The sequence below is a fragment of the Staphylococcus simulans genome (genome assembly GCF_002902285.1).
GTDB lineage: Bacteria > Bacillota > Bacilli > Staphylococcales > Staphylococcaceae > Staphylococcus > Staphylococcus simulans.
Map to the genome: position 1 here is coordinate 1 of NZ_PPRU01000085.1, position 24,690 is coordinate 24,690.

Sequence of the window (24,690 nt, forward strand, 5' to 3'; positions counted from 1 at the left end):
AACATGTGTACCGTTATTTTCACGTGCGTATAACCATGGCAAATATTGAGAAGGTGTCATACTTCCGTAATCATTATGGATAACCACGCCTTGAACACTTGGCTTTGGAGCTGTAATTTTATTACCTTTGATATGGTTAGAATAAATATGTTTCAATTGTTTCTCACTTCCATTTTTAGATTTATCTTGCTTTGCATTCAGCTTACTAATATCGTATTTTTCAATTGGAATACCACTACACACTTCTAATTTTTCATCTTTCAAGTTAGTACCTTTCGGACGTAGTTGTAAATGAAGATGTGCATTCATAGGATTATCATAATAGTTGGATGAACCTTGCAATCCAACTATGTCGCCTTGATTGACTTTATCGCCTTTTGAGAATCGTAATGAATTACGTTGCAAGTGGCCATAAATCCAATCGTTACCATTGGCATCTCTGATTTCCACTGTGCCTCCAAAATTGCCATATGGCTCACTAGTGATAACTGTTCCGCTTGTGACTGCTGGTACGTCATTTGTGGCGTTAGAATATACATCAAACGCTCTGTGGTAACCACCACAAAATTCATCATAATTAATTCCATTTTCTTGATAATTTCTATATCCATAATTTTTAGGATAATTATCATAAGTGCGCGGGTCGGATGAAATTTTCCAACCTTTTTTAGTAAGGTAATCAATAGCAGTTAGCATTCTATTTCAACCCTTTCTCTTTTAAATACTTTTCTTGGTCACGCGCTGATTTTTTAATGATAAATGTATTCTTCCATACTCCATACGATACTAATGCGAGGGGTAATCCAGTATTGATCACATTAATCCATGCATCTACTTTTTGAGGATTAATCCATTCCGCGCTGATTCCACTTGTGTTTAGTGCAAGATATAAAGCGCCAAGAAAACCACCGATTAAGCCGATGAATTGTTTAATTTTATCTTCCATTTAATTCACTCCTTTGAAATAGTAAAAAACCGACGCAGTGCGCCGACTTATTTGAAAAAGATGTTTGCAACTAAAGAAATGAGTGGTACTAATACAACGCCTGCAAAACCTAACCAGTAGCCAATCACTTCTCTGTTTCCTTTTGCTTCTGCTTCTACAATACCTTGCAAACTTTTAATTTCTTTTTCGTGATTTTTTGTTTCGTATTCTAAATCAGTAACTCTAGTCCCAACTGTTGATAATGATTCGCTCATTTTTTCTAAATGTTTTTCTGATCTAGCTTGTGATTCAAATGCTTTTTCTTGCAGCAGTGTCTGTCTATCTATCTTATTTAGTAAACTGTTAAACTTGTCTGTGTGCTTTGCATCCACTTCATTTATTCGCTCGTGTATCTTTCCTCTCGACTTTTCCCACTCATGTCTTAGAACATATTTATTTTCGTCCATAAATACCTAAACCACCTAAGAAACCAACAAATCCAAGCCACGCTGTCATAGTGATTAATTGAGCTGGTGTAAGCCAATTAAGAGCGTTGTATACACCTGCTGATGCTAGTAAGAAGTGTATGATTGAACTTCCCACACCACCTATTAACATAAAATAGTTCGAAATATTATTCACAGACCGTTTACCAAAGAATAAACTTGATAAAATTAGACAAGTACCAAATATAAGCAGTAGTAACCCCCAAATCCATATAGGCATAACTTCATTTAATGCATGATAAAAAGCACTTTCATTAACTACATTTTCTGGACTTGTAAGCCAGTAGCAACCACGTATATCTACAAAAACACCTAAACCAAATAATGATAAAGTTGCCAATTTATCGTGTATTGTAAAATTTTTGCTCATGTGTTCACCTACTTCCATCTAAATAAAAACCACAAGCCTAAGCCTGTGGTTGTTCTGGATATTCTTCACCTGTGATTTCTGTATACTGCTCTTTAGTAATACACTCTAACTCTACAAAACGTTTAACTTGCGCGTTAGTGTAGCATCTTCTATCATAAAAATATTTAATATTGTCAAAACCTGGAAACATATTATTTTTCCCCTTTCATTTCTGCTATTTCTAATAGTATTTGAGCTTGTTGCTGTTCTAACTGTTTAATGCGTTTATCTTTTTCAGCAATGTCTAACATTGATTGGGCTAATTGTTTTTGTGTATCTCTTAATTGAAATGAGCTTTCTGCTATCTGCATTTGAGCACTAGCCATCATAATCTCAGAAGTTGATGGTTGCGGTAGTTCTTCTTTAGGAAGCGATTCCTCAAACTCTTCTTTAGTAGCTCCAATCCATTCATCGCCGTTGAAATAAAATGGACTATAAATCCCTTCAGGTGGTGCTACCTCAGTCCATGCCTCTTTAGGATAATCATATTCACCTTCATCATTAACAAAGGCTAAATAAGGTGTTCCATCATATAAAAATACTTGTTTAAACATTTATATCAACCTCCTATTCTACCCAACTGATTGTTCCATAAATATATTTTTTATCAGATTTTTCCCATTCATCTTTGTTAGCTACATACAACTTAACTGAACCGTCATTCTCTACAATTATACTTGTACCATTATGATCTAATGGTGCTCTGATAAATCCGACTTGAGGGCTCTTAGTGATATTAGCAGGCAATTGAGCTATATATTGTTCATGAGCAACGTTGCTAGCATTTACTCTTACAAATTTTTGTGTCATAGAACCAATTGTGATAACTCTATAAGAACAGCCGTAACCATTACGAGATTCACCATAACCATAATCAGTATTAGTTCGACCACCATTAATAATTGTGAATGGTATCCAACCAGTATCAGATTGATTATTTGTAATTTCTTTCCAATCTGACCAAGATATGTGACAATTTTTCATAAAAATTCTGTTTAAATTAAAAGGTCTGAAAAAAACATGTTTAACAATATTATTGCCATATTCATACACTTCTAAAAAACCACTTTTGTCTAATGGCGAACCTGTGGGTGAAGGGCAATAATAGAATCCTGTCTTTAAATTACTTAGAAAATCCGGATTATCTAATTCGGCATTAACTAATTTATGTGATTTACCATCATCATTAGTTAGTTTATATTTTTGCCAATTTAAAGTTGCTAAATCTTCTGTTAATTTATCATGAGTTAAGAAACCATTATCTTCAACTGTTTGATTAAATTCTGTAACTTTAGTGTTTACATGTTCTGTAGCTTCGTTTGCTTTATTATTAATACTATTTACTGCTGTTGATGCTGTATCTTGAACACTTGATTTTGCATTGTTAGCTGTAGTAGTTATATCTTTTGTAGCATTATCTTTAAGTTTTGTTAAATCAGTTTTAGCCTGAGTAATAAATGCTTGAATATCTGATTTCCCATCAGCAACAATAGCATTAAGTGTTTCTACACCTTTTTGTAATACTGACTTCATTTCTGCAACGTAATCTGCACCGTTAGCGATAGCTTCCTCAATATCTCTAACTTGTTGTTCGATACGTTCTTTTAATTGAGAGAACATACGGATATATTCAACCTTAGTAAATGACGATATTTTGTTGATCAATGCGTCTGCTACTTCAAAAGTAAATTCTCTGAATACAGCTACCTCATTATATTCAGGATTTCCATCTACATTATTAACACCAATATAAACCTGTCCTTTAATTTTTGTAGACGTAGAAGCTTGTAAAAACTCTTTATCTAAAGTTATTGTTACTATCCCATTATTTGAATCTTCAATTTCTAACTCAATTACATCTGATACACTACCATTACTAGATTCAAAGTAAGCGTAAGCTGTTAAGTTATTCTCATGGATTAATAAAGGCCCTTTTGTATTACTTAATTGAAATCTTAATATTGCTGTGTTTTCATCTAAATTATAAAAACCAACCCCTAAATCAGAGATTGGTTTCAAATAAGGTTCGGACTTTAATTTAAATAATGCCTTTTTATCTATTCCGTTACTCACAAAATCACTCCTTATTTAATTAGTACGACAGCAACGCCGTACCCTTTTTCAGTGTCATATGGTGTAGTAATTTCTAACACACGATAAAACCCGTTGTTATTGTCTTTTGTGCCTACACCTTTATCAGCTTTGATATAGTCATTAACCGATACAGTTGCGTCAATTCTTGTAAATACTTGTCCGACTAAACCTACCACATTCCATTCTGGACGTTCGGAACGTGGAATATAATCTTCATCGTATTCAATGTAATCAGGGTTAGGAATTGGAACATCTACTTTTTCTGAATACCAATTACCTTCATCATCTTGCCACTCTTTTGTTTGTAATTCTGTTTGCGTTACACCAAACTCATCTTTCAAGAACTTATCTTTGTGGTGGAACATTTGATCACCAAGAATAATTCCTGCTGTTCCAGATATAACGCCGATAGGTGTATCATTTGAATTAGCTTTACGGATATATCTTCCATCAAGTGTGACTAAATATCCATTAGGAATTTCTTGTCCTGATTGAGATTCGAAATACTCCGCATAGTCACCAAAGTTCTGCCCTGATGATACAGTACCTTTAGTTTTAATGTTCCCACTAATTGTAGACATATCTATAGTAGTATTTTCATACTTAGCTCCATCAGTACCATAACCTAATAAGAAGTGATAGTTACCAGGTGATTTAACACCACGACTGTTAACAATTGTTTGACAATAAGCACCAGGCAATGTTTCTGATTCTAGTGAGTTCATAACAGAACTACGAGAACCGTGCGCATGAGAACCTGCACCAACACCTGCTAACCAACTTCTATCACTGTGAGAGTATGAGCCACCTGTTGATGCTATAACAGCTGAACGTTCAGCAATAGCACCTGCACCAGTAGAACCACCACTGAATCCACCTTTTACTGCTGTTGGAACAACTCTATAAGCTTTATTAGTGATATATGCAGCATTATTATAGTTTTCTGCGTTAACCCCTATAACTTCAGCTGTATTGTTGTATAGTTCTAATCCATTACCTGTGCCTTGTCCTTGCAAGTTAGCATTTATAATTCTTAAATCATAAATACCTCCACCGCCTGCAATACCTCTATTTGCTGAAGAATTCCAAATGTTAACGTTACTGATAGTAATTTTCTTACCTCTGTTCGAACCACCAAACACTTTAATATCAGCTTGTGAGTTCTTAAATCCAGTGATATTTATGTTATTCAACATAATGTTGTTAGACATGAACTGCACTGCTACAACTGGCATGTTAGCTGTATACGTTCCATCTCCAACTGCAGTATAACCATTAACTTGTACGTTTCTGTAACCACTAATAACTAATGCACGTGGCGTTGTTCCTGTATATACTTTATTGTCATATGGCGTGATAGCTGAACAATTATTTAATATGACGCTGTGAGCTGTCTTAGAAATAGGGTCTCCTGCTCTGTGGTGGCCAATGTGTCTAATATTATAAGCACGTGAATCTTTAATAGACATATGGTTAGAAATCATAACATTATTAGGAGCCGATGAATTACCATGAGCTTTAACTTCCACACCGCCATAGTTTTCTTCAGTCATATTATTATCTAACATTACATGTTGTGAACCGTCATCAATTTCAATACCGTTGTTGTTACCGCCACCTGTAGCATGATGTGAATAGTTGTTAGTGATTAACAAGTATCTTGAATGGTGGGTAGTAATACCATCATCGCCAAAACCGCTAGCTTCACAATTATCAATATGAATGTATTTACTTTCTAACTCTTCATTTACTCTTATGCCATCACCTTGATAAAAGTAATCATCGTTTGCGTAAGTAATATCAAAACCATGTAACAATGAATCAACTGACTTAACATTACTTGCAAAACCATGTTTAACACCAGCAAATCTAACATTTGAAGACAATGAACCACCAGCAGGTTTTAGTTTCTTGCCTTGTCTCCACTTGTTACCATTAACTGTAAAGTCTTTAATGCCAATATTATGTGCATTACCTGACATATCTTCATTGGTAATTACAATATTCTCGGCAGGTGTTTCATCTGCAAATTTAATTGTAGTAATATCTTTACCTTCCCCTGATAATATAGTGTTGTTTGGTAATCTGATTCCAGTTACTTTATAAGTTCCTGCTGTCATGTGAACGTGAACATTTCCACCTCTTACAGCCTCTTTAAAGGCTTCTGTAGAATCTTGTTCTCCTGTTGGGTCTGCACCGTAATCATTAACGTTTACAATACGTTCAATCTTCTCATTAAGGTAATTAAAGTGTTCTTCCATTTTGTTTTTAATGATTTCAAAATCATATTTTAAACGTTTAGATAATAGAGGTTGATTAGAACCATCTAAAGCTGTTCTACTATCTTTAAGTTCTTCTATGCCATCCCCGTTGTGACCGATCACCAATCCCTCAATACGTCCATCTTGATACTGCAACTCATCGTGAACATTAGTTAATTTGTAATCGATTTGTTTAGCGTTGTGTGCATGTTTTTCATTTGTTTTGTGACGTTCTAATATATCTATAATATTTTGATAAAAATTTTCAATTGTTTTAAAGTTAAAAATTGTTTTGTAACGCCACTCTTGCCCTATATCAATTGGATAATCTTTTTTTAACTTCATTTTGTCACTCCCTTTTATTCTAACCAAGTATACTCTTGATAAACCCAATTCGTTTTGGATTGGTCGTCAGGGTGGATATAAGCCATGACCTTACCATCTTTTAAACATTCAACTGTTACTGGGTGTCTGTAACCATTTTGTCTAGCCAAGAATGATTGGTTATCAGTAATAAATCCTGTAGGCAATTGAGCTATTTGCACAGTAGAACCTGTGATGTCTGATATGTTCAACCTAATCGAACGGATTACAAAATAATGTGGCATTAAACTGTTACCTACTCTGACCTCTCTAATACCACATTTGAACCCACCGCTATTAGCATTATTTTTCATGCTGGTAGGTACTGAAATATCTACCCAGCCAGTGTCACCAACCATATCCCTTAGCGCTACATTGAATGTATCTAAAAACTTTTTCTGCTCTGCTAACAATGTGTTCATTTGGTTAATCTTATCGTTTATATCTGTTAACGGGTTATTTGTACTCTGTTGGTCAAACCCTTGCACAGCATCTATATGTGTGATTGGATAAAACATTTCCCCATCATTATCTTTTAAATATCTGTGATTAATCTCAGCCATCTGTTAATGTCACCCCCACAATGTCTGAATAGTTTTCTGGCATAGAAAAAGACGTGCCACCAAGTGTCCCGCCTTTAACTAGGTTATTCATTCTCTTAATATTACTATTTATATTTTGTTGTATTTTGATAATGTCTTTAGGTGAGTTACTGAAACCAACTTCCACTGGTTCATTTATTAATGGATGTGAAGCAGTGATTTTAACAACTTTTAAATCTAAGTTATAGCCTAAGGGTTGGTGTATAAAGCGTATTGTGTTGTTTTCTTTAATATCATCATTATTAAGGTAGTGCTTATTCTCAACGGATCCTAAATAGTTAGTTGATACTTCAACTGTTGGTTGGTCATTGAGTTCGCCTTTTATTTTCTTTAATAATTCATCTTTATCTAACGCATTATCATCAAACACTGTCGGCGCTTCCGAAAAACCAAAAGCGTCTATATTTGGGGATTTATATTCAGCATAAGCATGATAAATATCAGTCCCTTTTAATACTGCTGTTAAATTTAATACAGTTGATTTTTCAGTACCTACATACATACAAGGTTTTGACTTTTTATAGTCTATACCGGGTTTGGCTCCTCTGAATACTGCTTTAAATGTGTGATTACCTTTTGATAAATTCTTTGCGATAACTATCTTCTCGCTTGTGGCTGCTTTGCTATAACATTCATACCGCCCAACTAACTCACTATCTAAATAAACATCGAGCAGACCACCTTTAGCCATTTTTTTTAATGTCCATTCGAGTGTTTCGTTTCCCCATTTACAATTAAATTCTTTACTATAACTAGCACCAACTGATTCAGTTCTCCAAGTACCATCCTTGATAAATGTTCCTGAGTAACTTAAATCTTTAGGTTTCATAGGTTTATAGTCTTTGGTTTCAGCTTTCGTTTTCTTCTTACCATAACCTTGAATATATGTTTTAACGTCTGTTGTTGTGATTGTAGCTTGTACTTCACTTGAATTGTATTTGTAGATTAACGGTATATCTGCCATTTGGTAAAATGTTTCTTCATCATAAATATAAATCTTTTTGTTATCTGCGAAATAAATGTAGTTGAATAACTCTGCGCCTTCTGTTAGAAACTCCATCCCATTTTTGTTACCTAATTCATCAACCTCAACACGTTTATTAAATGTTCCTTTGATCTCATAGGTAAATCCTAGCTTATTACCTTTAAAGCCAAACTCAAGATATTGTTCGAGCGTCATTGTAGGTTTACTTTCTTCATCTGTAGTTTCTTCGCTATTCATTTCTTCATTTTCTAAATCTTTCTGAATGTAATGATTTTGAAACTCCATAAATATATGTTTGGCAGTCACATCATTAGATACAACCGCACCATCATATTTAATAGACGTTGATTTGATAACGTAGGTTTGTCCTTTCCACATTATAAGCATTTCATTTAATATCGTTTCGAAAATATCGGCGTTCGTGTTCGATTTATATATCGTAAAACTTATTGAACGTTCATTATTCTTTTCATATTCATATTTGAATGAACCGAAATCAAAATCGGTTAATATTTCACCGTATGTGCCTTTTTTATTTTTTAAAATTAAGCTATCCAATTCATTCACCTACCTATATATAAAAGGGAATATCCATTGTGTCTGAACGTTACTGATATTCTCGCCAATGATTTCTATGTCATTGAAACCTTTATCTAATGTGAGCCATTGCCAATTTGTGTCAATACCTACACGTTTATTATTAATGAAAGGGTGGACACCATTTATGACCAATTGTTGATTTTTCTTGATACCTTTTTTGTATTCAAATACATCATCAGTTGTTTTGTTCTTGATTTTAAAACCTTTAGGTGCATCAATATTGATTAGTATTTTAAATTGATGTCTTAATAATGGATTGATTGTGTCCGATGAACCGTTGTAAATTTTAAAACTTGTCGTATTGTGTTTGTATTTAATTTCATCATCTGACAAAACACCTGTTTCAAATTGCCAATCTCCACTAGATAAACTGAGTTGACTTGTATCTTTTAATGATTCTGAATAACCTTTGAAAACAACGAAAGTTACTTTAAAAGTAGCAAATGAATTAGTTAAATTTTCATTATCATTGCTATCACAATACACTGCGTATTTTTTACCAGGTGCATCACTGTGCCACACATAATATGGTTCACGTTGGTATAAGATATTTCTTATTTTCTGTTTATACAGTTTCAAATCTTTAGTATCTAAGCCTTTAAATGAAAAGTTTAAAACTAAATTAAAAGGCCCGAACGTAGTCGGACCCATAAGTACTCCATCAGTACCATTGATTTCAGTTGTATTTGCATTGACTTCCACATCTTCTTCTATATGATCTAAAAATAATAAATTAGGTGTATCGGTTAACTTAACATCAAAGTTATCATTAAATAACCTTACTTCTTTTTTCAAATTAGAAAGCACCTCCCATGTTGTATGCCATCATTCGTGCACGTTTACCTTGTGCTTGACTTACATCGCGTTCAGTAAATCCTGTAGGTTTCTGTTCTAAACGTTGGTTACTAGCCACAAGTTGTGTTAGTAATTCAACTTGTCTTTGTGTAGCTTCTAACTGTCTAGCCATGAAGTTAATCATTTCGTTGTCGTTAGTGTTGCTAGTGGAAGGCATACGCAGTTGATTTGGTCTTTTGTTGTTTTTGGCACGCTGAGAAACGCGCTCAGATGCAATGGCAATTAGTTTCATTGCATCACTGGCTTTAGCCGGGTCTGTAGGTACTACAATTTCTGGGTAACCGCCTTCAGCTAAGTTGTACCAACCTTCTGTATTGATTAGTCCGCCGCTTGCAAAACGTCTTGAACCTGTCGGACCCCAACCAGTTAATCCAGAAGCCATTCTTCGTTTCCAAGCTGATAAGTTACCTCTCCAGTTGCTATTATTGAAGAATGCAAGTAATTGATGATAACCATTTTTAATATTGCCATGACCCTTTAATTTATAACCGTTAAACGTGCCAGGTGTGAATTGCAATAATCCTTGAGCTTCGTTTCCTCCACTATTTACGTCTTGTATTTGTTGCGTTACACCAGCATTACCACCAGATTCTGTTTGAATCAATCTAACTATATCGTTAACATCTCCGCCAGAAAGATTTACTTTCATCTTCTTAGCTGCACGTTTAATATCGCCTTTCCACTTGCTTGCTGATTTGTTTTGACTTCCACTGCCAAGACCTTTTAACCAATCCATTACATTACTTAATGCAGTGTCATTACCCACTCTGCCTTTCATTCGTTGGATGTGTAAATGAGGAGTGGTTGAATTACCTGTACTGCCGGAAAGACCGATAACATCACCAGTTTTAACCTTATCTCCTTTTTTAGCTAGCAGTTTACTCATATGCATGTACCATTGGAAATATTTTCCGCCAGGCTCTTTGAGTGTGATTTGATTACCTCCGCCGCCAGTTGCCCATCCAGATTGTGTGATTGTTCCATCTGTTAAAGCACGAATTTTTGTTCCGGTAGGCATTCCGAAATCAATACCATAGTGACGGCCACCATTAAACATCAATCCACCTGTATAATGTCCGAATCTTTGCAACACTGGATGTTTAAGCAACCAAGCAGCATCGCCGTCTCCACCTTCTTGTTCTTCCATCCAACCTTTGATAGTATCAATAGCAGCTTTTTTGAGTTTTTTGAACATACCTTTCATCATGTCGTAAGGTAAAGAAGCTGATTCAGGTATACCAAATCCACTTAGATCAAGTCCTACACTTTCTAAAACCTTATCTAACAATTTACCTGGCTTTTCAATCCAATCCATTACATCTCCAACAGTATCTTCCAACCATTTTTTTCCTTTAGAAGCCATGTTAAGAGATTTGTTTACAACTGTTTTTCCGCCACTAACAATTTTATCAGTAACGTCTTTCTTAATTGCGTTTGCACCTTCTAAAGCCTCTTGCGCAAAATTCCATTCCTTTTTCTTCTTATTAGTACCAGTGCTGAATTTAGGCAAGTTATTCAACATAGAATGTGTTTGCGCACCGTTCATAACAGATGAACCTTTAGGCAGGAACGCTGTTGTATCTCTATTAGGTGTGAGAGCCATTTTACCGTTAGGATAACGAATCATTTCGTGTCTGAAACCACCAGGACCATTGCCGCGTCCTTTATCACCTACAGTGGCGAATGTATCACGATTAATTTTACCGTTAGTGACGAATCTTTGTGTGTGAGTTGATTCAGTACCAGTGTGGAGTTTAACTTCCGGTAATTTCTTCATACCTAGTTTGTCTCCAACCCAGTTCACACCTTTGATAAGCGCATTTAATCCTTTTTCAACGCCTTTTGTCATGTCTCCGAAAAAGCCTTTGATTTTACTAGTAACTGATTTGATAACGTCACCCATTTTATTCATAACACCAGTGACTTTATCTTTCATCCCAGTAACTAGGTTGACTGTACCGTTTTTGATGTCCTTCCACTTTTTACTCATGAATCCGCCGACAGAATTCATTATTTTACGTGTACCTTTTAATAAAGAATTCCAAATGTTTTTAACGCCATTCCATAGACTTTTAACTTTGTTAACTACATTGTTTTTAATAGAATTCCACTTTTTGATTAGCCAAACAGCAACGGCAACCATAATTTTGATTGTTCCAGTTCTTAAAGTGTTCCAAACACTTTTAACACCAGCCCACAATGCCTTCACTTTGTTTACTACTGAGTTTTTGATTTCTTGCCATTTTTTCCCTATCCATGCGCCCAAAGCATAGAAGATAGCCTTTGTACCATTAGAAAAATTCATGAAAATCTGTTTGACTTTAGTCCACATGCTTCTAGCAAATGCGATAATCTGGCCAACAAATGACACTTGGAATAAACCAACGATCACTTTAATAAAGCCACTGAATATTTGCTTGACGCCCGACCACATCAATTTAAAGTTACCTGTAAATAAGGATACAAAGATTTTAACTATGCCTAAAATAATATCTAAAGCACCTGTTACAATGTTTTTTATGCCATTGAATGTGTTTTTGAAAACCGCTTTAATTCCAGGCATTACGAAATCAACAACTGCCTTAATAGCATACATTACCGTTTCGAAAACAGGTTGTAATGCTTTTACAATATTTCCAACATCTTTAAACGCAGGCCCAAATTGTTCAGACAACATTTTGATAATTTCGTTCCCTGCATCATTGATTTGTTGAAATACAGTTTTAACAATATCCCATATTGCAGCTAATACCGGTTTCAGAACATTCCATAACACAATAAAGCCATTTTTTATTGCTTCTAATACTCCATTAACAATATTCCTGAATGTTTCAGATTTTTTATAAGCAATAACAAACGCTGTACCTAATGCAACGACTCCAGCAACAATTAATCCGACTGGACCAGTCATGAAACCGACGGCAACACCTAGTCTAGGAAATACTTGTGTGAGCCCCCCTAATAAGCTACCTGCTTGTTGAGACGCAAAGGCGACCTTACCAATTCCGCCGGCAAGTTGACCGAATGTGGTAAACATACCGCCTGTAACAGTTGCTAACTTACCAAATATAGTTAATAAAGGACCAACTGCTACTAAAGTTATTGCTAACCATTTAGCAATACCACCAAACACTTTACGTGTAGAATCATCAAGGCTTTGCCACCAATTAATTAATCCCTTAATACAATTACCGATAGAAGTTAATACGTTAGCTAGTTTCTCCCCAGTTTCAGCGGCCCATTGCTTTGCTCCGGGCGATTTCAGCATTTTTTCGAACTCATGCAGTCCACCTTTTGCTTTTTGGAATGTACTACTCAAGAAAGCCTCGCCAATTTGACCGATGTATGCCTTACTGTTTTGCACCATACCTTGCCAAGATTTAGAGTAGGCTCCTGCCATACCTCCAGCAAAGTCATCCATAGTAGTTAAAAAGTCTTTAGCCGTCACCTCTCCATTGGTCACCATTTCTCTAAAAGTATCGTAGGAAACCCCTAAGTGTTCGGCCATCGCATTACTAAATCCAGGCATACCCTCTTCAATCATGTTCAGTTCTTGCGTCATAAGTTTTCCTTGACCTTGTACACGGTTGAATATCATTGCCATATCTCCAACTGGTCTGTTAGCACCTACTGCAGCATCACCAACTAACTTGATATAATGCTGTAAGTCTTTACCTTCCTTTACGCCTGCTGCCAAAGCACCTGCTGCTACATCAGTACCTTCGGCCATTGTAGTCATTCCACCCTCAATAGCTTTAGCTACTTGATCAGTAATATTGCCTACTTCTTTTGTAGAATAACCAAGCCCCTCTAATTTAGCTTTAGCAGTATCTAAGCCGACGAGACGATCAAGACCTAATTTAGCAGTGATACCAGCCATAGCCCCACCAGCAACTAATGCTGGTTTAGTAATGCTATTGGTAAGCGATCGCCCCATGTCTTGCGCTTTTTGTCCTACACCTTGCAAGCCATTTCCAATTGATTTGAAAGACTGACTAATTTTACCCATAGTCGTAAACGTACTAGCATAAGTCATTTCAGTTTCATGTAATTCATTTCTAAGTCGTCTAAGATTATCTTGTTCTTTAGCGAGTTGTGAAATGAATTGGTTGCCCTTAACACCTTGTTTTTGTTTTTCGCTCAAACTATCATAAGCTTTACCTAATTGTTCTATATTTTTCTCACTATTTTCAATAGCGCCTTTTAGGTTATTCATATGATTTTTGAAGCCTTCTTGAGTCTTTTCATTGTACTTCAGTTGATTTCTTGTCGTTTTTAAAACGGTGTTGAATGTAGCCATAGACCTCTTAATGTTAGCATAACCTTGTTCGAATTTAGTGGTATCCATACTGACATCAACTTGCAAGCCTTTAATTTCTGCCATCACTTCACCTCCTTGCTTATAAAGTTATTACATGAATGCATCAATCATACTTTCTGTTTTCTTAACCTTTTTCTTACCGCTTTCCTCCACCAATTCCATAAAGAAAGCGAAAGGCATATCTAAGATGTCGTTTATGTCTTTGCCGCCTTCTTTCATCAACTGCATAATAAGTTTCTTCATGTTTTCTTTGTGTTCTTTATAAGAAATAGATTTTAAATCATTTTCGCTAGTTGCTTTTTTCTTTCTTCGTCCATTTGTCCTTGTGCAATAAATTCGATTTGTTGTTGTAATTCTTCCACTGCATCTGGTGCATGCAATCTGTCTAACAAGTCGTCTTTAGTAAACTGATGATTATAAATGTCGACGACCATATCTAACATTTGGTCGATGTTTTCTTGTGCAGAAGTGTTCTCGTCCGATGATCCGTCCATTAAATCTGCTGCATCATAGATTTTACGGAAAGGAATTTGAGTCGGTGTAATGAATGTGTCGTATTTTGCATTACCTTCTGTATCTTTTACTGCATTACCTTTTTTGTCTACTTGTACTAATTTAATAAAATTACGTTTAGCCATTTATAATTTCTCCTTTATAAGTTGATTTTTATTTGCAAATAAAAAGAGGGCATATAGCCCTCGATAATCATTCTTTTAATTCCTTGATTAATACCTTACCTCGCTTATTGTCGCTTGTAGAAAGCTCTAATAAGCGATCGTGAGACACTTTTTTGTTTGCTGGTTTAGGATAAGTATCACCAGCGTTATATACTTTGTTCTTATCCTCTAAGTCGATGAATTTGTGTAAAACTTCATATTTTTTCTTAGCCATAATCAAACCTCCTGTAAGTTATGCGCCTAAATTCGCTTCAGGTTCTGAACCTTGATCACCTTCAGTATCATTTTCTGGTGCTTTTCCTTCTCCAAAGATAGCTTCCCAAATAGCATCCTTCATAACAGATATACCTTTAGCATCGTGACCTAATAACATAGCTTTTTCTTCTTCAAAGCCTTTAACTGGTGCTTGCATAAATTCCGCAGTAGTAGAGTCTGAACTGAACTCGACGCCATCTTCTTTTGTGCTTCCTTCTAATTCAGGGAATGTGAATAACCCTTTTGGTAATCCAACATATTCACGAGAACCATCTTCCATTGTTTTTGCGAACATCACTGCTACGTATGGAGGTGTATCGTTACCTACCGAAACAATGCCATCTTCTGATTTTTCTAATCCGAATAATTTCACTCTATCTTCAAGAGGTAGTTTGTGGAAACCAGCTTCTACTTCGATTGTTCCATTAGCTACTGCCATTTCTGCAACTTGGTTATCACCGTATGCTTTTTCAATATCTTGGTCCTTAGAAACCGAAATTTCTTGTAAAAATTTGATGCGCTCTGGGTCTGTCACAGCTTGTACATCTTCACCATGTACCATGTAATAAAACTCTGTTAATCCTGTAAATGATCGGTAGTTTTTTTCTGCCATAATGTAACACTCCTAAATTTTGTAATATTGTTTACCTTCAAACCTTTTCGCTTGTCGGTATATGTTGAAATCTTTGATATATTCGGGTTTCATGGAGGACGTTTCACCGAATCCCAATTCTTCCCACATAATTCTTTGCAATAAAAAAACGAGCCTATCTGATAGGACTCGTCCATTTACGCCTTGCTTTTGTTTTACAAATACATCTATTTGATAAAAATACGTGTAAGTTATATTGTCGTCGTCGCCATAGTCAGAAGGTGTAGGTGTGTCTAATGGATCTATGACAATCACTACATCTTTGATTTCTTGTGCGTTGGGATAATCGAAGAATTTAATATTGTTTTTTGGAACATGTTTCATCATTTCTTCATTATTTGTTATCGCTTCGTATATCTTCATTGTAATGTCATCCAATTAGCTACACCCTCTTTGCTATTTCTTTTTTAATTTCTTCGCGGAATATACCACTGCTATGTCGTCTTACGTTTTCTATTAATCCGGCTTGTGGTGGTGTGAAAAACTTTCCGTTGCGAAGAAAGTGACCATATTCGTTAATATGCATTAATTTATAACGGTCACCTTTATGCCCATACCAGTTAATTTTTCCTTTGTTATAACCAGTATCGTTATTAGGTCCATACAGGTTTGTAGACGCAACTGTTAAACCTGTATCTCTGTACGGTCTTAATGCTTCATTGTATTTTTTGACCATTACAGTACCTGCTCTATTTATTGCAGCCTTATTCATTTTAATAACTGCACTCTCACTGTAATGACTACGCAAGTAATCCATAATTTCTTTATCACCTTTGATTTCAATCGTCATTCTTCTTCACCTACCACTTTGATATAGTTAGGCGTTTTAGCAGGAGCCACATTTTTGACATTAAAAAACAACCCTTTATACATACCGTTTTGAATTTCAAATACATGTCTTGAACTCGGTATGAATTGAGGTTGTGCATCTCTAATGTTTAATGTGACTGATTTATTTGTTAATTCTAAATTACCTAACTGAACATCTTTTTGGGTCGGTTCATACAATCCAGCGAAACAGCTGTATAATTCTTTCCATTCGTTCATACCAGCTTCTGGCCCCTCATTCACAACTTCATAAAAAGTAACTCGATAGTCTAATTGATTAAGATTCATCGGCTATCACCTCGATGTTATCTTTACGCCATTTAACTAAGTTACTTCTTAAAGTTTGAACGAGTTTCATCGAAGAAGCAGGGATATCGAATGATTGTTCGTTGGATGTGATTGAACGATTGTCATAGTGATGCGCTACGATGTTAAGCACAGCAAGATTGAACATCACATTATTTTCATAAAATGGTTCATCTTCTTTTTCAAAAGATACCGCTGTTTTAATCTCGTTAATTGCACCCGGCAAATATACTTCCATGATTAAATCATCATCAAAATCGTGGTCAACACGTATTGCTTTCTTAATGGATTCAACGTCATCCAGTTTAAACATTGAAATCACCTACTTTACTTATGCTCCTAAATCTCCGCTAGGTTCTGCTGCATCTTCAAATGTTACGAAGAATCCAGCGTTTTTATCAGCTTGTTTTACATCGAAACGGAATGCGCCCATCAAGTATTTACCGTAGATTTCATTTTCAATCCATTGAACTGAAACGTCTGTACGGTCTGCGAATAATACACCACGCTTAACATCTCCGATAAATGCTAATGCGTCGCCGTTTTCACCCAACAAGTCATCACGTACAACTGTTACGTTCATACCTAATACAGTATTGCCAGCAGTGTTGATAATGCTGTCTTGTAATAAGTAACGACCGTTACCATCTTTCAATGTGTCTAGTTTTTGGTAGAAACTTTGAGTACAGATGATTTGGCGATCATAACCAGGGTCTAATTTAACGTTGATAATTTCTTTTAAATCATCTACATCAGTGATTGAAGTAGGATTGAATGCTTTAAGCACTGCACCAATTTTTTCGTTTAATGTATTGATTTTTTGTTCGTTGATGTTTTCAGACACAATAGCAGTTAAGTTAGCAACTGAATCGTCTAGTGCTTCTTGCGAGATTGGAATTGCACCACGATATGTTTCAACTTCCCAATTCACTGTTTCGAATTCTGGACGAGCCAACTCTGGGTTTTTCTCTAATTCAGCAACAGTGTTAAATTTAGCGTTAGCACGTTTTAAGATTGGATACTTACCAGAAGCAGTTGAAACTGAAGTCTTTTGTACTAACTCTGACAAGTCTTGGACTGTCTTAACTTCTTTTTCAGGAATATATTTAATATCCTCTGGGATAGTTACGCCAACGTCATCAGATTTAACATTGTCACGCTTAGCTCCTTTAGATTTCATGTACTGCTCAAATGCTAAAATTTCTTCATTTGTTTCTGGATTTTGATTTAATTTCGCCATAGAACGTTTCGCTCCTTCTTTTTTATTTTTATCTTTTTCTTTTTCTAATTCTTCTTCAGTAGGTTCTTCTACTTTTTCAATAGCGGGTGCTTCTGGTTTTTCTTCTGCTTCAGGTTTAACATCTGGTTTTGGTTTATCATCAGGCTTTTCTTCGTCTGACGGTTTCTCCTCTAATTCTTCACCAGTGTTATCACCTTTGTTATCTTCGACTTCTGCACCTTCACTTTGAGGTGGTGTTTCTTCTTGCTTAGGTGCTGATGCTTCAATTTCTTTTGAAAGCTGTTCGAGTTCTTCATACTCTTTTTTCTGTGCATCAATATCAGCTTTTAAATTACGTGCAGTTTCAAGGTCGCCCTTTTCGACTGCTTCTTGCGCTTTAGAAATCAAATTAGAGAGTTCTTTTTTGCGCTCTTCTAAATTAGCCATGTAATATCACTCCTTATTAAAAATTGGCATAAAAAATAGCCTTACGTTTCAAAACGAAGGCTTTCTAAGTCTAGTGCTATTTTCATTTGTTCAAGCTCTTTTACATTTGTAAGATCTTCAGAACGTTGAGCCACTATAACCGATGTATCATCATACGCAGGCATAGTTACAATACTTATTTCTCTAAGTTCTGAAATTTGATGAACTACATGTACATAATCCCCATCTTGTATTTCCCAATGTCTACTACCTTCATTTTTTTGAGGCAACGTATAAAAGAAACTACATTCATCTATATTTCCTAACTTGATGTTTTCGTATATATCACGACCTGTTGATGTATTAGGTAAATAACATTTAAATTTCAACCCTTTTTCATCAACATTTATTTCTAATGTCCTTGATTTTGTTCTACCAATAAGTTGTCCCCAATCATGGTCTACTAAGCATTTAACATCTGATACGTCAACTCCGTCAAATGCAGTTGGCATTATCTTTTCTCTATAACCATTCGGTGTCATTTTACTAACAGAATTAAAGATTACTGCATATCCTTCGATAACCATATCTTTATAGGCATCAACGTTACTATTCATCATACTCATCACCCCCTTTAAGGGTGTTTTTTTCAATTTCTTTATTGATTTTTGATTTTTGATAATTTTCTAACGTATTTAGTGGCGCACGGTTCAGGTCAACCAATGGTTGATCGCCATGTTCAATAGGTTGATAACCAAATACACTTCTGGCTTCGTCTGTTGATATAATCCCCTTAGCGTGCAGTTCAGTAATACGTTGTAATTGTAGTTCTGGGTCAATATCAATAAGACGTGATGAGTCAAACTCTAATTCATAACCAGAATCAATAAATTTAAATATCTTTGTCTCAAGTTCTGCAATCATCATTTTGAATATCGGGTCTAAGGTACTTTGCAAGTATTCTAGATTAGCTTGTGTAATGGATGTATTAACTGTTTCAATACCTAACTTAGAAACCGGCAGACCAAACGCTTTAGCAACTTGCGATGTACTGAACTTATAACTATTTAAGAAGTTCAATACCTCAGTAGGAATTTGCAATCTGCTAAACTCCATTGTGTCGTCAATAGCAACTAAACCACCATTGTTTTTTAACTGACTTTCTGAGAAATTCTTTTTCAAATCCCTTAGTTGTTCAGCATTGATTTGTCCTTTTCTGTACTTCAATACTGATGTTGAAGTCCCGCCATTATCGAAGAAGTTACGCAGGAAGCTCTTTGAACCTTGTGATATACCAATCTCATGCGCTAGTGCATATAAAGGACTATAGCCAACATATCCATCTAATGTAATATATCTAAAGTGCAATATATCCTCACTTGTTATCTTAACTGCATTACCTTCCACATCTTCGCTTACGTTGTAAATAATATCCCCATCTTTTTCTACAATTCCTACTAAGTCATTATGTAAGAAGTGGAATCCAACAGGGAAATCATTTTTGTCACGCACAATTTCTACAAAAGATTGACCGTTAAGTAACATATTCGCAATGATTATGAATTTGAAATGCCAACCTGGTAAATCTGAATACGGATTGTTATTGAAAAGGTTCAACACGTCATTCATTACCTTATTTGTTTCATGACCTTTAACTTTTAACTTGGTACTTGCAATGTCTGCTGAAATAATACGTGTAGCAGTAAACACATCACTATTACGCAATGCGTTTATACCGATATAACTAGCGTGCGTACCATGTTCTTGCCAATACAAGAGTCGTTCTAAATCTCTGTTCACCTTTTCTTGTTTACTTGTAAATCCTAAATCAAGTAACGGCATTAACTGTCACCCCCTTTCCGCCCCATAGAGGTATTATCATATGCTTGATTTAAGACACCTGAAAGCCCAATCAAGAGCAATCCGCCGATGATATAGGCAAGAGGCTTCCATAGGATAAATAAGCCGTAGAATAGCCCTACTAGCCCTATAACGAATAATAGTATTACTACAAGTGCATATAAGATTTTCTTCATTGCTACACCTCCTATAAGAATAATGGCATTAACGTTTCTGTGTCCCATTCATGTTCACAAGCCATTACATAAGCAAATATGGTCGACATGAGTGGATCTATCTTTTCTCTGTTCATTTTCTTTTCAATCATTAAAGAATCGTTAGTATCTTTAGCCACTGCGTTTTTTATTGCAATATCTAGTAACGGATTCTTGTGATGTTTGATGTCACTGTTAATCACTTTCAATCTAAAATCTAGTATTGGATTGGATAACGTTTGTGGTCCTTGTCTGATTTCCACTAAATCATAAGGCCAATCTCTACGTTCAATCTCTGCAATAACGCCATGTATTGAATAAGGGTCGTAACATACCGCTTGCACATCTAGGTTGTATTGATTGATATAATCTTCGATGTAATTCAAAACTTGGTCGGTATTGATAATCCCACTTTGTAAATCAGTAATCGTACAATAACCATTTTCTGCAAGTTGTCTGTAATCGATAAAGTCTCTATCAATCTTGCCTTCCAATCCACCTTTTGTAGCAACGAATGAGTGACTGGTTACATAATATTGCTGGTTACCTTCATCAAGATGAATGAACGATACTGCGGTTAAGTCATCAGCTCGTGATAAGTCTAAGCCGATATAAGTTTTCGAACCGCGTATATCAAAGTTAGTTTCATTCTTTTTCCAATCATTGAAATCTAAGTAAGATTCTGTGCTTGCTGCACGCCACATATTGAAATTCTTAATTAATATTCCATTTAACCCCGAACCGCTATCAATTGCAGTTTTAACTTCGGGTTGAATATTCTTAGTTAACAGTTGTGCCATTTCCGGCAATTCCATTAATGGATTAGATTTAATCCAAGTCTTAACGTCATATACTTCTTCCTCACTATCTTGTTCGGCACAGAAAACAAAGTAGTTTTCATTCTCTGCTACACCGTCAAGTATCTTATCAATATATAAATACTCTTCGTACATCGGACCATTCAAGTTAGTTCCGGCAGTTGAGATAATGATTAGTATAGGGTTGTGCAGTAGCACTTGCCCACGTCTTAACGTTTCGTAAATCTTTTTATCTTTAGCTTCATGGTATTCGTCAATGATTGCGTAACTAAACTGATGACCCTCTAAGTTTGCAGCTTCATTTGAAACAGCTTTGACTTTACTTCGGTCGTTGATATTCAATGCTTCTTTCGCACTCGGTGTTATCTTAGTCATTGATTTAATCTTAGGCGAAACACTTCGGATTGCTTTCAACTGTGCCGATGTCATATCGTAAGCTATTCCGGCTTGGTCACGTGAATTGGCACTCAATCCGATTAAACGTTCATTCAATGGATCTTCGCCCATTAACAAGTCATATAATGCCATTCCGGAAATCAATAATGTTTTACCATTTTTTCGGCTCATTGATATATAGGCTTTTGTAAATCTCTTATAACCATGTCTGTCATACCAACCGTTTAAACTGCCGGCAATGAATTTTTGGAAACCGCCCAGTGATAATTGCTTACCACTTTTAGGGTCCGGCAACATTTCAAGAAACTTGATAATATGATTGGCTTTCTTTACATCGAAATGATAAGGGAGTTCTGCATCGTTCAAGTTGTCTAAATGACGTTGACAGGCTTTCACGTTCTTTTCACTAGCTATAATATCGCCATTAACTACTTCTTTTGCGTATTCTGTAACATAATCCCTAATCTTTGCCATTCATTAAATCCTCAAATTCATCTTTCTTTTCCTTCTTGGTATCTGGCGACAATATTTTTAAACGTGATTCGACTGTCAATCCTAATTTAGGACAAATAGAGTTCATAGCATTTACGCTGTCCCTTTGTACTGTGTAATAACTGGATAACTTCGTTCCTCTTTCGGTTTCAACGACCATACCTTCTTTTTCTAATTGGATCGTTGCGTTCTTATAATTGCTATATGTTTGACAATAGGTAGCTAATAAACCCATATCTAAAGCTGCTATTGGTAGTTCTTGAATTAAAGGTAATATGCGATGCCATTCTTGTATTGCATCTTTATCAAGCCATTCAGGAGGGTTTCCATCTATCTTGGTGAGTTGTGACATCGCTTTTTCTGCACTTTCTTTATTTTCTTGTTGTTCGACTGTTAAATTACCTTTTTGTTGAGATAGTAATTTTCTTGGTGGCATTTTCGCCCTCCTTTCTAAGTTATTTAACGTAAAGTAAAAAGACTTTACGAATATTTAAGATTTCATTTAGAAATTTATTGAAAGTTAAGGGCGGTTCGTTTAATCAAAACCCTTGATATGACGGGGGCTAATCGAAGCCCCGCAAAAAATATTTTCAAAAAAATAAAAATTTTAACTCGAATGAATTTTGTTGTGGCAGCTAAAACAAACCGTCTCTAAATTTTCCATATCCATCCTTTTCGACCAATCCCGTTTCAATTCAACCTTATGGTGAACAATCAAATCTTTGTCATTTACAACACCATCAGCCAAGCACTGTTGACACAAGTAGTTATCACGTAATAATACTTGCTTACGCAGTTTGCGCCACTGTGTACTATGATAAAATTTTGTGTATTTACTGTTTTGTGTGTTGTACCTAACATCTTGGTTATACCTTTTGGTATTGTCTTTCCTATACTCTTGCAACTCGCTTTGACTATAAGTTCTGTTTCCTAAACGAATTTTTGGTTCTTTGAAACTCAAATTCATTTCAACTTCTTTCAATTAACTTTTGTTCTTTCAATTCTTAATAAAGAAACTCAAATCAATTTAAGAATAAAAAGAAAAGACAAAACGAAATAGAAACTAATCTAAAACATTTTGTCTTTCAATCCAAGAAACAATTATGATCTGCAAATTGATGATAAAGTTTATACAATCAATAATCATTTCTTTATTCTCTTTTGCTAACTCAAATCATTTCTACATTTCAATCTTATTTATTAACTCGATTCATCTTCCAAACGAATGAGTTCAGTTCTATTCAATATGACTTGAGCCTATACGATGTCCTAGACATTGCACTATGTATAAGGCACAACACATAGCGCTAGGGATTAGTGGCCTTATTACATGTGCTGCTTAACTATGGTACATCCAAAGCACACCACCTTTAAACAGTGTGCCTTAATAATATAGTGTATTGAAGTTATGGCGTATGTGACTGCACGCCCTTCTTATTACTGGTCTAGGTAATTATCCTACACTACCATAATATGTGGTTATCGCGTGAACTTCCACACTATCAAAAGTTCGCTACTCTGTAACGATCCAACCAATACGCTTGGCTGTTTCTCTCATCATCTGGTTGCGCATTCTTAATGTTGCATTGCGACTGATTATCTTATCGTCCTTCCTTTGCTTAGTCAACTCATGGGCAATATCCTCCCACTCATATATCATCAAGTCTTTTTCCCAGTAACGATACTGTGCAATGAGTCGTTGTTCCCGTGTAGCATTTCTATATACATCTTCGACTGCTTGGATAGTAGCGCTCAAGTTTCTATACAAATTATCTTCATGCAGCTTGATGACTTCTTTCTCGACTGGACTGTTAGGCAAGTTAGATTTACCGCCTCCTACATTTTCATCTCTCGGTGTATATAGTAGTTCATATCTTCGATAGGACAATTGACCTCTTAATTTATCTATGTCTTTCCAATACTTCTCTAACATTGGAATATCTTCTTTGCCTAAATTCACCAGTTCCCCTCCATTAACAAATAATATATACACTTATTATAACATTTACTTATCACTTATGTTTATCATGATAACCTTTAATTATCAAATTATCTATAATAATGTTCTTCAACTCTAACTCTGTATCCAACTCTCTGTTCGCCATATAAAGCACAAGAGAGAGGAGAGCGAAGAGAATGGTTAGTGCTATCCACATCAATCACTCACCTCTGCTTTTAAATTATTAAGATGTATGTGATCGTGTATGTCGAAGTCTGCAGGTGCTTCCACATCATCGTTCTGTGTTGCGTGAATGATAAGCTGTTCAGTGATGTATTTAGCTGCTTCGTATAGTGTAAGCGTTAAGATAATTTTAAATATAGTTTTAATCATTGTCTTCCTCCAAAATTAACGATTCGATGTATTCTGTTTTAACCCAACACTTCTTTTTAATTAAATTTTCAACATGCACATATCCGATGGTATTTAAAATATTTTCAGCATACTCATCGAATGACTTATGCGTATATGCGAAATAGATATTATTACTGCACGTTATTAATTTTATTTTATTCATCTTCTACCTCCTAAAAGCAAGGCGGACGAACCGCCAAGCTGATTAATATCCTGTGCTTCCGAACCCGTTTGTACCACGTGTGCTTTGTATATCAAATTCAGCGACCTCTTCTAACTCTGGTGTCCAGATA

At 35.4% G+C, this 24,690-nt stretch carries 30 protein-coding genes; all 30 read right to left on the minus strand.

Annotated elements, in window-relative coordinates:
- Positions 1–696 (minus strand): M23 family metallopeptidase (locus CD112_RS13260; RefSeq protein WP_142380816.1); only part of this gene is annotated, 696 nt, incomplete at its 3' end.
- 1 nt (position 697) lies between these two features.
- Positions 698–946, minus strand: a complete 249-nt coding sequence (locus tag CD112_RS13265; RefSeq protein WP_070626834.1) for a phage holin — start codon at positions 944–946, stop codon at positions 698–700.
- Positions 947–993: 47 nt separating this feature from the next.
- Positions 994–1,392: a hypothetical protein gene (locus CD112_RS13270; RefSeq protein WP_103364466.1), complete on the minus strand. Its 399-nt coding sequence runs from the start codon at positions 1,390–1,392 to the stop codon at positions 994–996.
- Positions 1,379–1,801, minus strand: a complete 423-nt coding sequence (locus CD112_RS13275; RefSeq protein WP_070626273.1) for a hypothetical protein — start codon at positions 1,799–1,801, stop codon at positions 1,379–1,381. Before CD112_RS13275 ends, CD112_RS13270 begins: the two co-directional genes overlap by 14 nt.
- 37 nt (positions 1,802–1,838) lie before the next feature.
- Positions 1,839–1,991 (minus strand): XkdX family protein, encoded by a 153-nt coding sequence (locus CD112_RS13280; RefSeq protein ID WP_083309983.1) that lies wholly within the window; start codon positions 1,989–1,991, stop codon positions 1,839–1,841.
- A gap of 1 nt (position 1,992) precedes the next feature.
- Positions 1,993–2,394: a YomQ N-terminal domain-containing protein gene (locus CD112_RS13285; protein ID WP_103364467.1), complete on the minus strand. Its 402-nt coding sequence runs from the start codon at positions 2,392–2,394 to the stop codon at positions 1,993–1,995.
- A 13-nt stretch (positions 2,395–2,407) separates the two neighbouring features.
- Entirely contained in the window at positions 2,408–3,913 is a 1,506-nt protein-coding gene (locus CD112_RS13290; RefSeq protein ID WP_159081712.1) for an XkdV family phage structural protein, read from the minus strand.
- A gap of 11 nt (positions 3,914–3,924) precedes the next feature.
- Positions 3,925–6,540 (minus strand): peptidase G2 autoproteolytic cleavage domain-containing protein, encoded by a 2,616-nt coding sequence (locus CD112_RS13295; protein ID WP_103364469.1) that lies wholly within the window; start codon positions 6,538–6,540, stop codon positions 3,925–3,927.
- Positions 6,541–6,554: 14 nt separating this feature from the next.
- Positions 6,555–7,121, minus strand: a complete 567-nt coding sequence (locus CD112_RS13300) for a hypothetical protein (RefSeq protein WP_103364470.1) — start codon at positions 7,119–7,121, stop codon at positions 6,555–6,557.
- A complete protein-coding gene (locus CD112_RS13305) occupies positions 7,114–8,703 on the minus strand; it encodes a phage tail protein (protein ID WP_103364471.1) in 1,590 nt (529 codons plus the stop codon). The genes CD112_RS13300 and CD112_RS13305 overlap by 8 nt, the downstream gene beginning before the upstream one ends.
- 9 nt (positions 8,704–8,712) lie before the next feature.
- Positions 8,713–9,540, minus strand: a complete 828-nt coding sequence (locus CD112_RS13310; RefSeq protein ID WP_103364472.1) for a phage tail domain-containing protein — start codon at positions 9,538–9,540, stop codon at positions 8,713–8,715.
- Between the two features lies 1 nt (position 9,541).
- The gene (locus CD112_RS13315; protein WP_103364473.1) at positions 9,542–13,984 is read right to left on the minus strand and encodes a peptidoglycan DD-metalloendopeptidase family protein; all 4,443 of its coding nucleotides are present in this window, start codon (positions 13,982–13,984) and stop codon (positions 9,542–9,544) included.
- Positions 13,985–14,011: 27 nt separating this feature from the next.
- The gene (gene gpGT, locus CD112_RS13695) at positions 14,012–14,164 is read right to left on the minus strand and encodes a phage tail assembly chaperone GT (protein ID WP_156423350.1); all 153 of its coding nucleotides are present in this window, start codon (positions 14,162–14,164) and stop codon (positions 14,012–14,014) included.
- A 32-nt stretch (positions 14,165–14,196) separates the two neighbouring features.
- Complete coding sequence (gene gpG, locus CD112_RS13320) at positions 14,197–14,559, minus strand: phage tail assembly chaperone G (RefSeq protein ID WP_060804350.1); 363 nt, start codon at positions 14,557–14,559, stop codon at positions 14,197–14,199.
- Positions 14,560–14,626: 67 nt separating this feature from the next.
- Positions 14,627–14,812: a hypothetical protein gene (locus tag CD112_RS13325; RefSeq protein WP_060804351.1), complete on the minus strand. Its 186-nt coding sequence runs from the start codon at positions 14,810–14,812 to the stop codon at positions 14,627–14,629.
- Positions 14,813–14,830: 18 nt separating this feature from the next.
- The gene (locus tag CD112_RS13330) at positions 14,831–15,466 is read right to left on the minus strand and encodes a major tail protein (RefSeq protein WP_060804352.1); all 636 of its coding nucleotides are present in this window, start codon (positions 15,464–15,466) and stop codon (positions 14,831–14,833) included.
- A gap of 12 nt (positions 15,467–15,478) precedes the next feature.
- Positions 15,479–15,883, minus strand: a complete 405-nt coding sequence (locus CD112_RS13335) for a hypothetical protein (protein WP_060804353.1) — start codon at positions 15,881–15,883, stop codon at positions 15,479–15,481.
- A gap of 4 nt (positions 15,884–15,887) precedes the next feature.
- Positions 15,888–16,295 (minus strand): hypothetical protein, encoded by a 408-nt coding sequence (locus CD112_RS13340; protein WP_070501947.1) that lies wholly within the window; start codon positions 16,293–16,295, stop codon positions 15,888–15,890.
- Positions 16,292–16,621, minus strand: a complete 330-nt coding sequence (locus CD112_RS13345; protein ID WP_060804355.1) for a hypothetical protein — start codon at positions 16,619–16,621, stop codon at positions 16,292–16,294. Before CD112_RS13345 ends, CD112_RS13340 begins: the two co-directional genes overlap by 4 nt.
- A complete protein-coding gene (locus tag CD112_RS13350) occupies positions 16,611–16,952 on the minus strand; it encodes a head-tail connector protein (RefSeq protein ID WP_103364474.1) in 342 nt (113 codons plus the stop codon). The genes CD112_RS13345 and CD112_RS13350 overlap by 11 nt, the downstream gene beginning before the upstream one ends.
- Positions 16,953–16,970: 18 nt before the next feature.
- On the minus strand, positions 16,971–18,305 hold the full coding sequence (locus tag CD112_RS13355; RefSeq protein ID WP_060804357.1) for a phage major capsid protein: 1,335 nt from the start codon (positions 18,303–18,305) through the stop codon (positions 16,971–16,973).
- 41 nt (positions 18,306–18,346) lie between these two features.
- A complete protein-coding gene (locus tag CD112_RS13360; protein WP_103364475.1) occupies positions 18,347–18,904 on the minus strand; it encodes an HK97 family phage prohead protease in 558 nt (185 codons plus the stop codon).
- Positions 18,894–20,126, minus strand: a complete 1,233-nt coding sequence (locus tag CD112_RS13365) for a phage portal protein (RefSeq protein ID WP_103364476.1) — start codon at positions 20,124–20,126, stop codon at positions 18,894–18,896. The genes CD112_RS13360 and CD112_RS13365 overlap by 11 nt, the downstream gene beginning before the upstream one ends.
- A complete protein-coding gene (locus CD112_RS13370) occupies positions 20,126–20,320 on the minus strand; it encodes a hypothetical protein (RefSeq protein ID WP_060804360.1) in 195 nt (64 codons plus the stop codon). The genes CD112_RS13365 and CD112_RS13370 overlap by 1 nt, the downstream gene beginning before the upstream one ends.
- 11 nt (positions 20,321–20,331) lie before the next feature.
- Complete coding sequence (locus CD112_RS13375; protein WP_103364477.1) at positions 20,332–22,026, minus strand: terminase large subunit; 1,695 nt, start codon at positions 22,024–22,026, stop codon at positions 20,332–20,334.
- Complete coding sequence (locus CD112_RS13380; RefSeq protein ID WP_103364478.1) at positions 22,013–22,480, minus strand: phage terminase small subunit P27 family; 468 nt, start codon at positions 22,478–22,480, stop codon at positions 22,013–22,015. The genes CD112_RS13375 and CD112_RS13380 overlap by 14 nt, the downstream gene beginning before the upstream one ends.
- Positions 22,481–22,651: 171 nt before the next feature.
- Positions 22,652–23,011, minus strand: a complete 360-nt coding sequence (locus CD112_RS13385) for an HNH endonuclease (RefSeq protein ID WP_103364479.1) — start codon at positions 23,009–23,011, stop codon at positions 22,652–22,654.
- 546 nt (positions 23,012–23,557) lie between these two features.
- Complete coding sequence (locus tag CD112_RS13390; protein ID WP_103364480.1) at positions 23,558–24,004, minus strand: DUF722 domain-containing protein; 447 nt, start codon at positions 24,002–24,004, stop codon at positions 23,558–23,560.
- A gap of 195 nt (positions 24,005–24,199) precedes the next feature.
- A complete protein-coding gene (rinB, locus tag CD112_RS13395; RefSeq protein WP_103364481.1) occupies positions 24,200–24,376 on the minus strand; it encodes a transcriptional activator RinB in 177 nt (58 codons plus the stop codon).
- Entirely contained in the window at positions 24,369–24,560 is a 192-nt protein-coding gene (locus tag CD112_RS13400; protein WP_060804557.1) for a hypothetical protein, read from the minus strand. The genes rinB and CD112_RS13400 overlap by 8 nt, the downstream gene beginning before the upstream one ends.
- Positions 24,561–24,690 lie beyond the last annotated feature (130 nt).

Excerpts from the sequence above, each read along its gene's own strand:
- CD112_RS13270 (WP_103364466.1), bottom strand. The coding sequence starts at position 1,392 with ATGGACGAAAATAAATATGTTCTAAGACATGAGTGGGAAAAGTCGAGA.
- CD112_RS13380 (WP_103364478.1), bottom strand. The coding sequence starts at position 22,480 with ATGCCACCAAGAAAATTACTATCTCAACAAAAAGGTAATTTAACAGTC.
- CD112_RS13295 (WP_103364469.1), bottom strand. The coding sequence starts at position 6,540 with ATGAAGTTAAAAAAAGATTATCCAATTGATATAGGGCAAGAGTGGCGT.
- CD112_RS13345 (WP_060804355.1), bottom strand. The coding sequence starts at position 16,621 with ATGAATCTTAATCAATTAGACTATCGAGTTACTTTTTATGAAGTTGTG.
- CD112_RS13370 (WP_060804360.1), bottom strand. The coding sequence starts at position 20,320 with ATGAAGAAAATCTTATATGCACTTGTAGTAATACTATTATTCGTTATA.
- CD112_RS13275 (WP_070626273.1), bottom strand. The coding sequence starts at position 1,801 with ATGAGCAAAAATTTTACAATACACGATAAATTGGCAACTTTATCATTA.
- CD112_RS13350 (WP_103364474.1), bottom strand. The coding sequence starts at position 16,952 with ATGTTTAAACTGGATGACGTTGAATCCATTAAGAAAGCAATACGTGTT.
- CD112_RS13285 (WP_103364467.1), bottom strand. The coding sequence starts at position 2,394 with ATGTTTAAACAAGTATTTTTATATGATGGAACACCTTATTTAGCCTTT.
- CD112_RS13300 (WP_103364470.1), bottom strand. The coding sequence starts at position 7,121 with ATGGCTGAGATTAATCACAGATATTTAAAAGATAATGATGGGGAAATG.
- CD112_RS13280 (WP_083309983.1), bottom strand. The coding sequence starts at position 1,991 with ATGTTTCCAGGTTTTGACAATATTAAATATTTTTATGATAGAAGATGC.
- CD112_RS13400 (WP_060804557.1), bottom strand. The coding sequence starts at position 24,560 with ATGAATAAAATAAAATTAATAACGTGCAGTAATAATATCTATTTCGCA.
- CD112_RS13330 (WP_060804352.1), bottom strand. The coding sequence starts at position 15,466 with ATGGCAGAAAAAAACTACCGATCATTTACAGGATTAACAGAGTTTTAT.
- CD112_RS13385 (WP_103364479.1), bottom strand. The coding sequence starts at position 23,011 with ATGAATTTGAGTTTCAAAGAACCAAAAATTCGTTTAGGAAACAGAACT.
- rinB (WP_103364481.1), bottom strand. The coding sequence starts at position 24,376 with ATGATTAAAACTATATTTAAAATTATCTTAACGCTTACACTATACGAA.
- CD112_RS13365 (WP_103364476.1), bottom strand. The coding sequence starts at position 20,126 with ATGCCGTTACTTGATTTAGGATTTACAAGTAAACAAGAAAAGGTGAAC.
- CD112_RS13340 (WP_070501947.1), bottom strand. The coding sequence starts at position 16,295 with ATGACGATTGAAATCAAAGGTGATAAAGAAATTATGGATTACTTGCGT.
- CD112_RS13375 (WP_103364477.1), bottom strand. The coding sequence starts at position 22,026 with ATGGCAAAGATTAGGGATTATGTTACAGAATACGCAAAAGAAGTAGTT.
- CD112_RS13315 (WP_103364473.1), bottom strand. The coding sequence starts at position 13,984 with ATGGCAGAAATTAAAGGCTTGCAAGTTGATGTCAGTATGGATACCACT.
- CD112_RS13355 (WP_060804357.1), bottom strand. The coding sequence starts at position 18,305 with ATGGCTAATTTAGAAGAGCGCAAAAAAGAACTCTCTAATTTGATTTCT.
- gpG (WP_060804350.1), bottom strand. The coding sequence starts at position 14,559 with ATGGCTAAACGTAATTTTATTAAATTAGTACAAGTAGACAAAAAAGGT.
- CD112_RS13360 (WP_103364475.1), bottom strand. The coding sequence starts at position 18,904 with ATGATGAATAGTAACGTTGATGCCTATAAAGATATGGTTATCGAAGGA.
- CD112_RS13325 (WP_060804351.1), bottom strand. The coding sequence starts at position 14,812 with ATGGCTAAGAAAAAATATGAAGTTTTACACAAATTCATCGACTTAGAG.
- gpGT (WP_156423350.1), bottom strand. The coding sequence starts at position 14,164 with ATGAAGAAACTTATTATGCAGTTGATGAAAGAAGGCGGCAAAGACATA.
- CD112_RS13265 (WP_070626834.1), bottom strand. The coding sequence starts at position 946 with ATGGAAGATAAAATTAAACAATTCATCGGCTTAATCGGTGGTTTTCTT.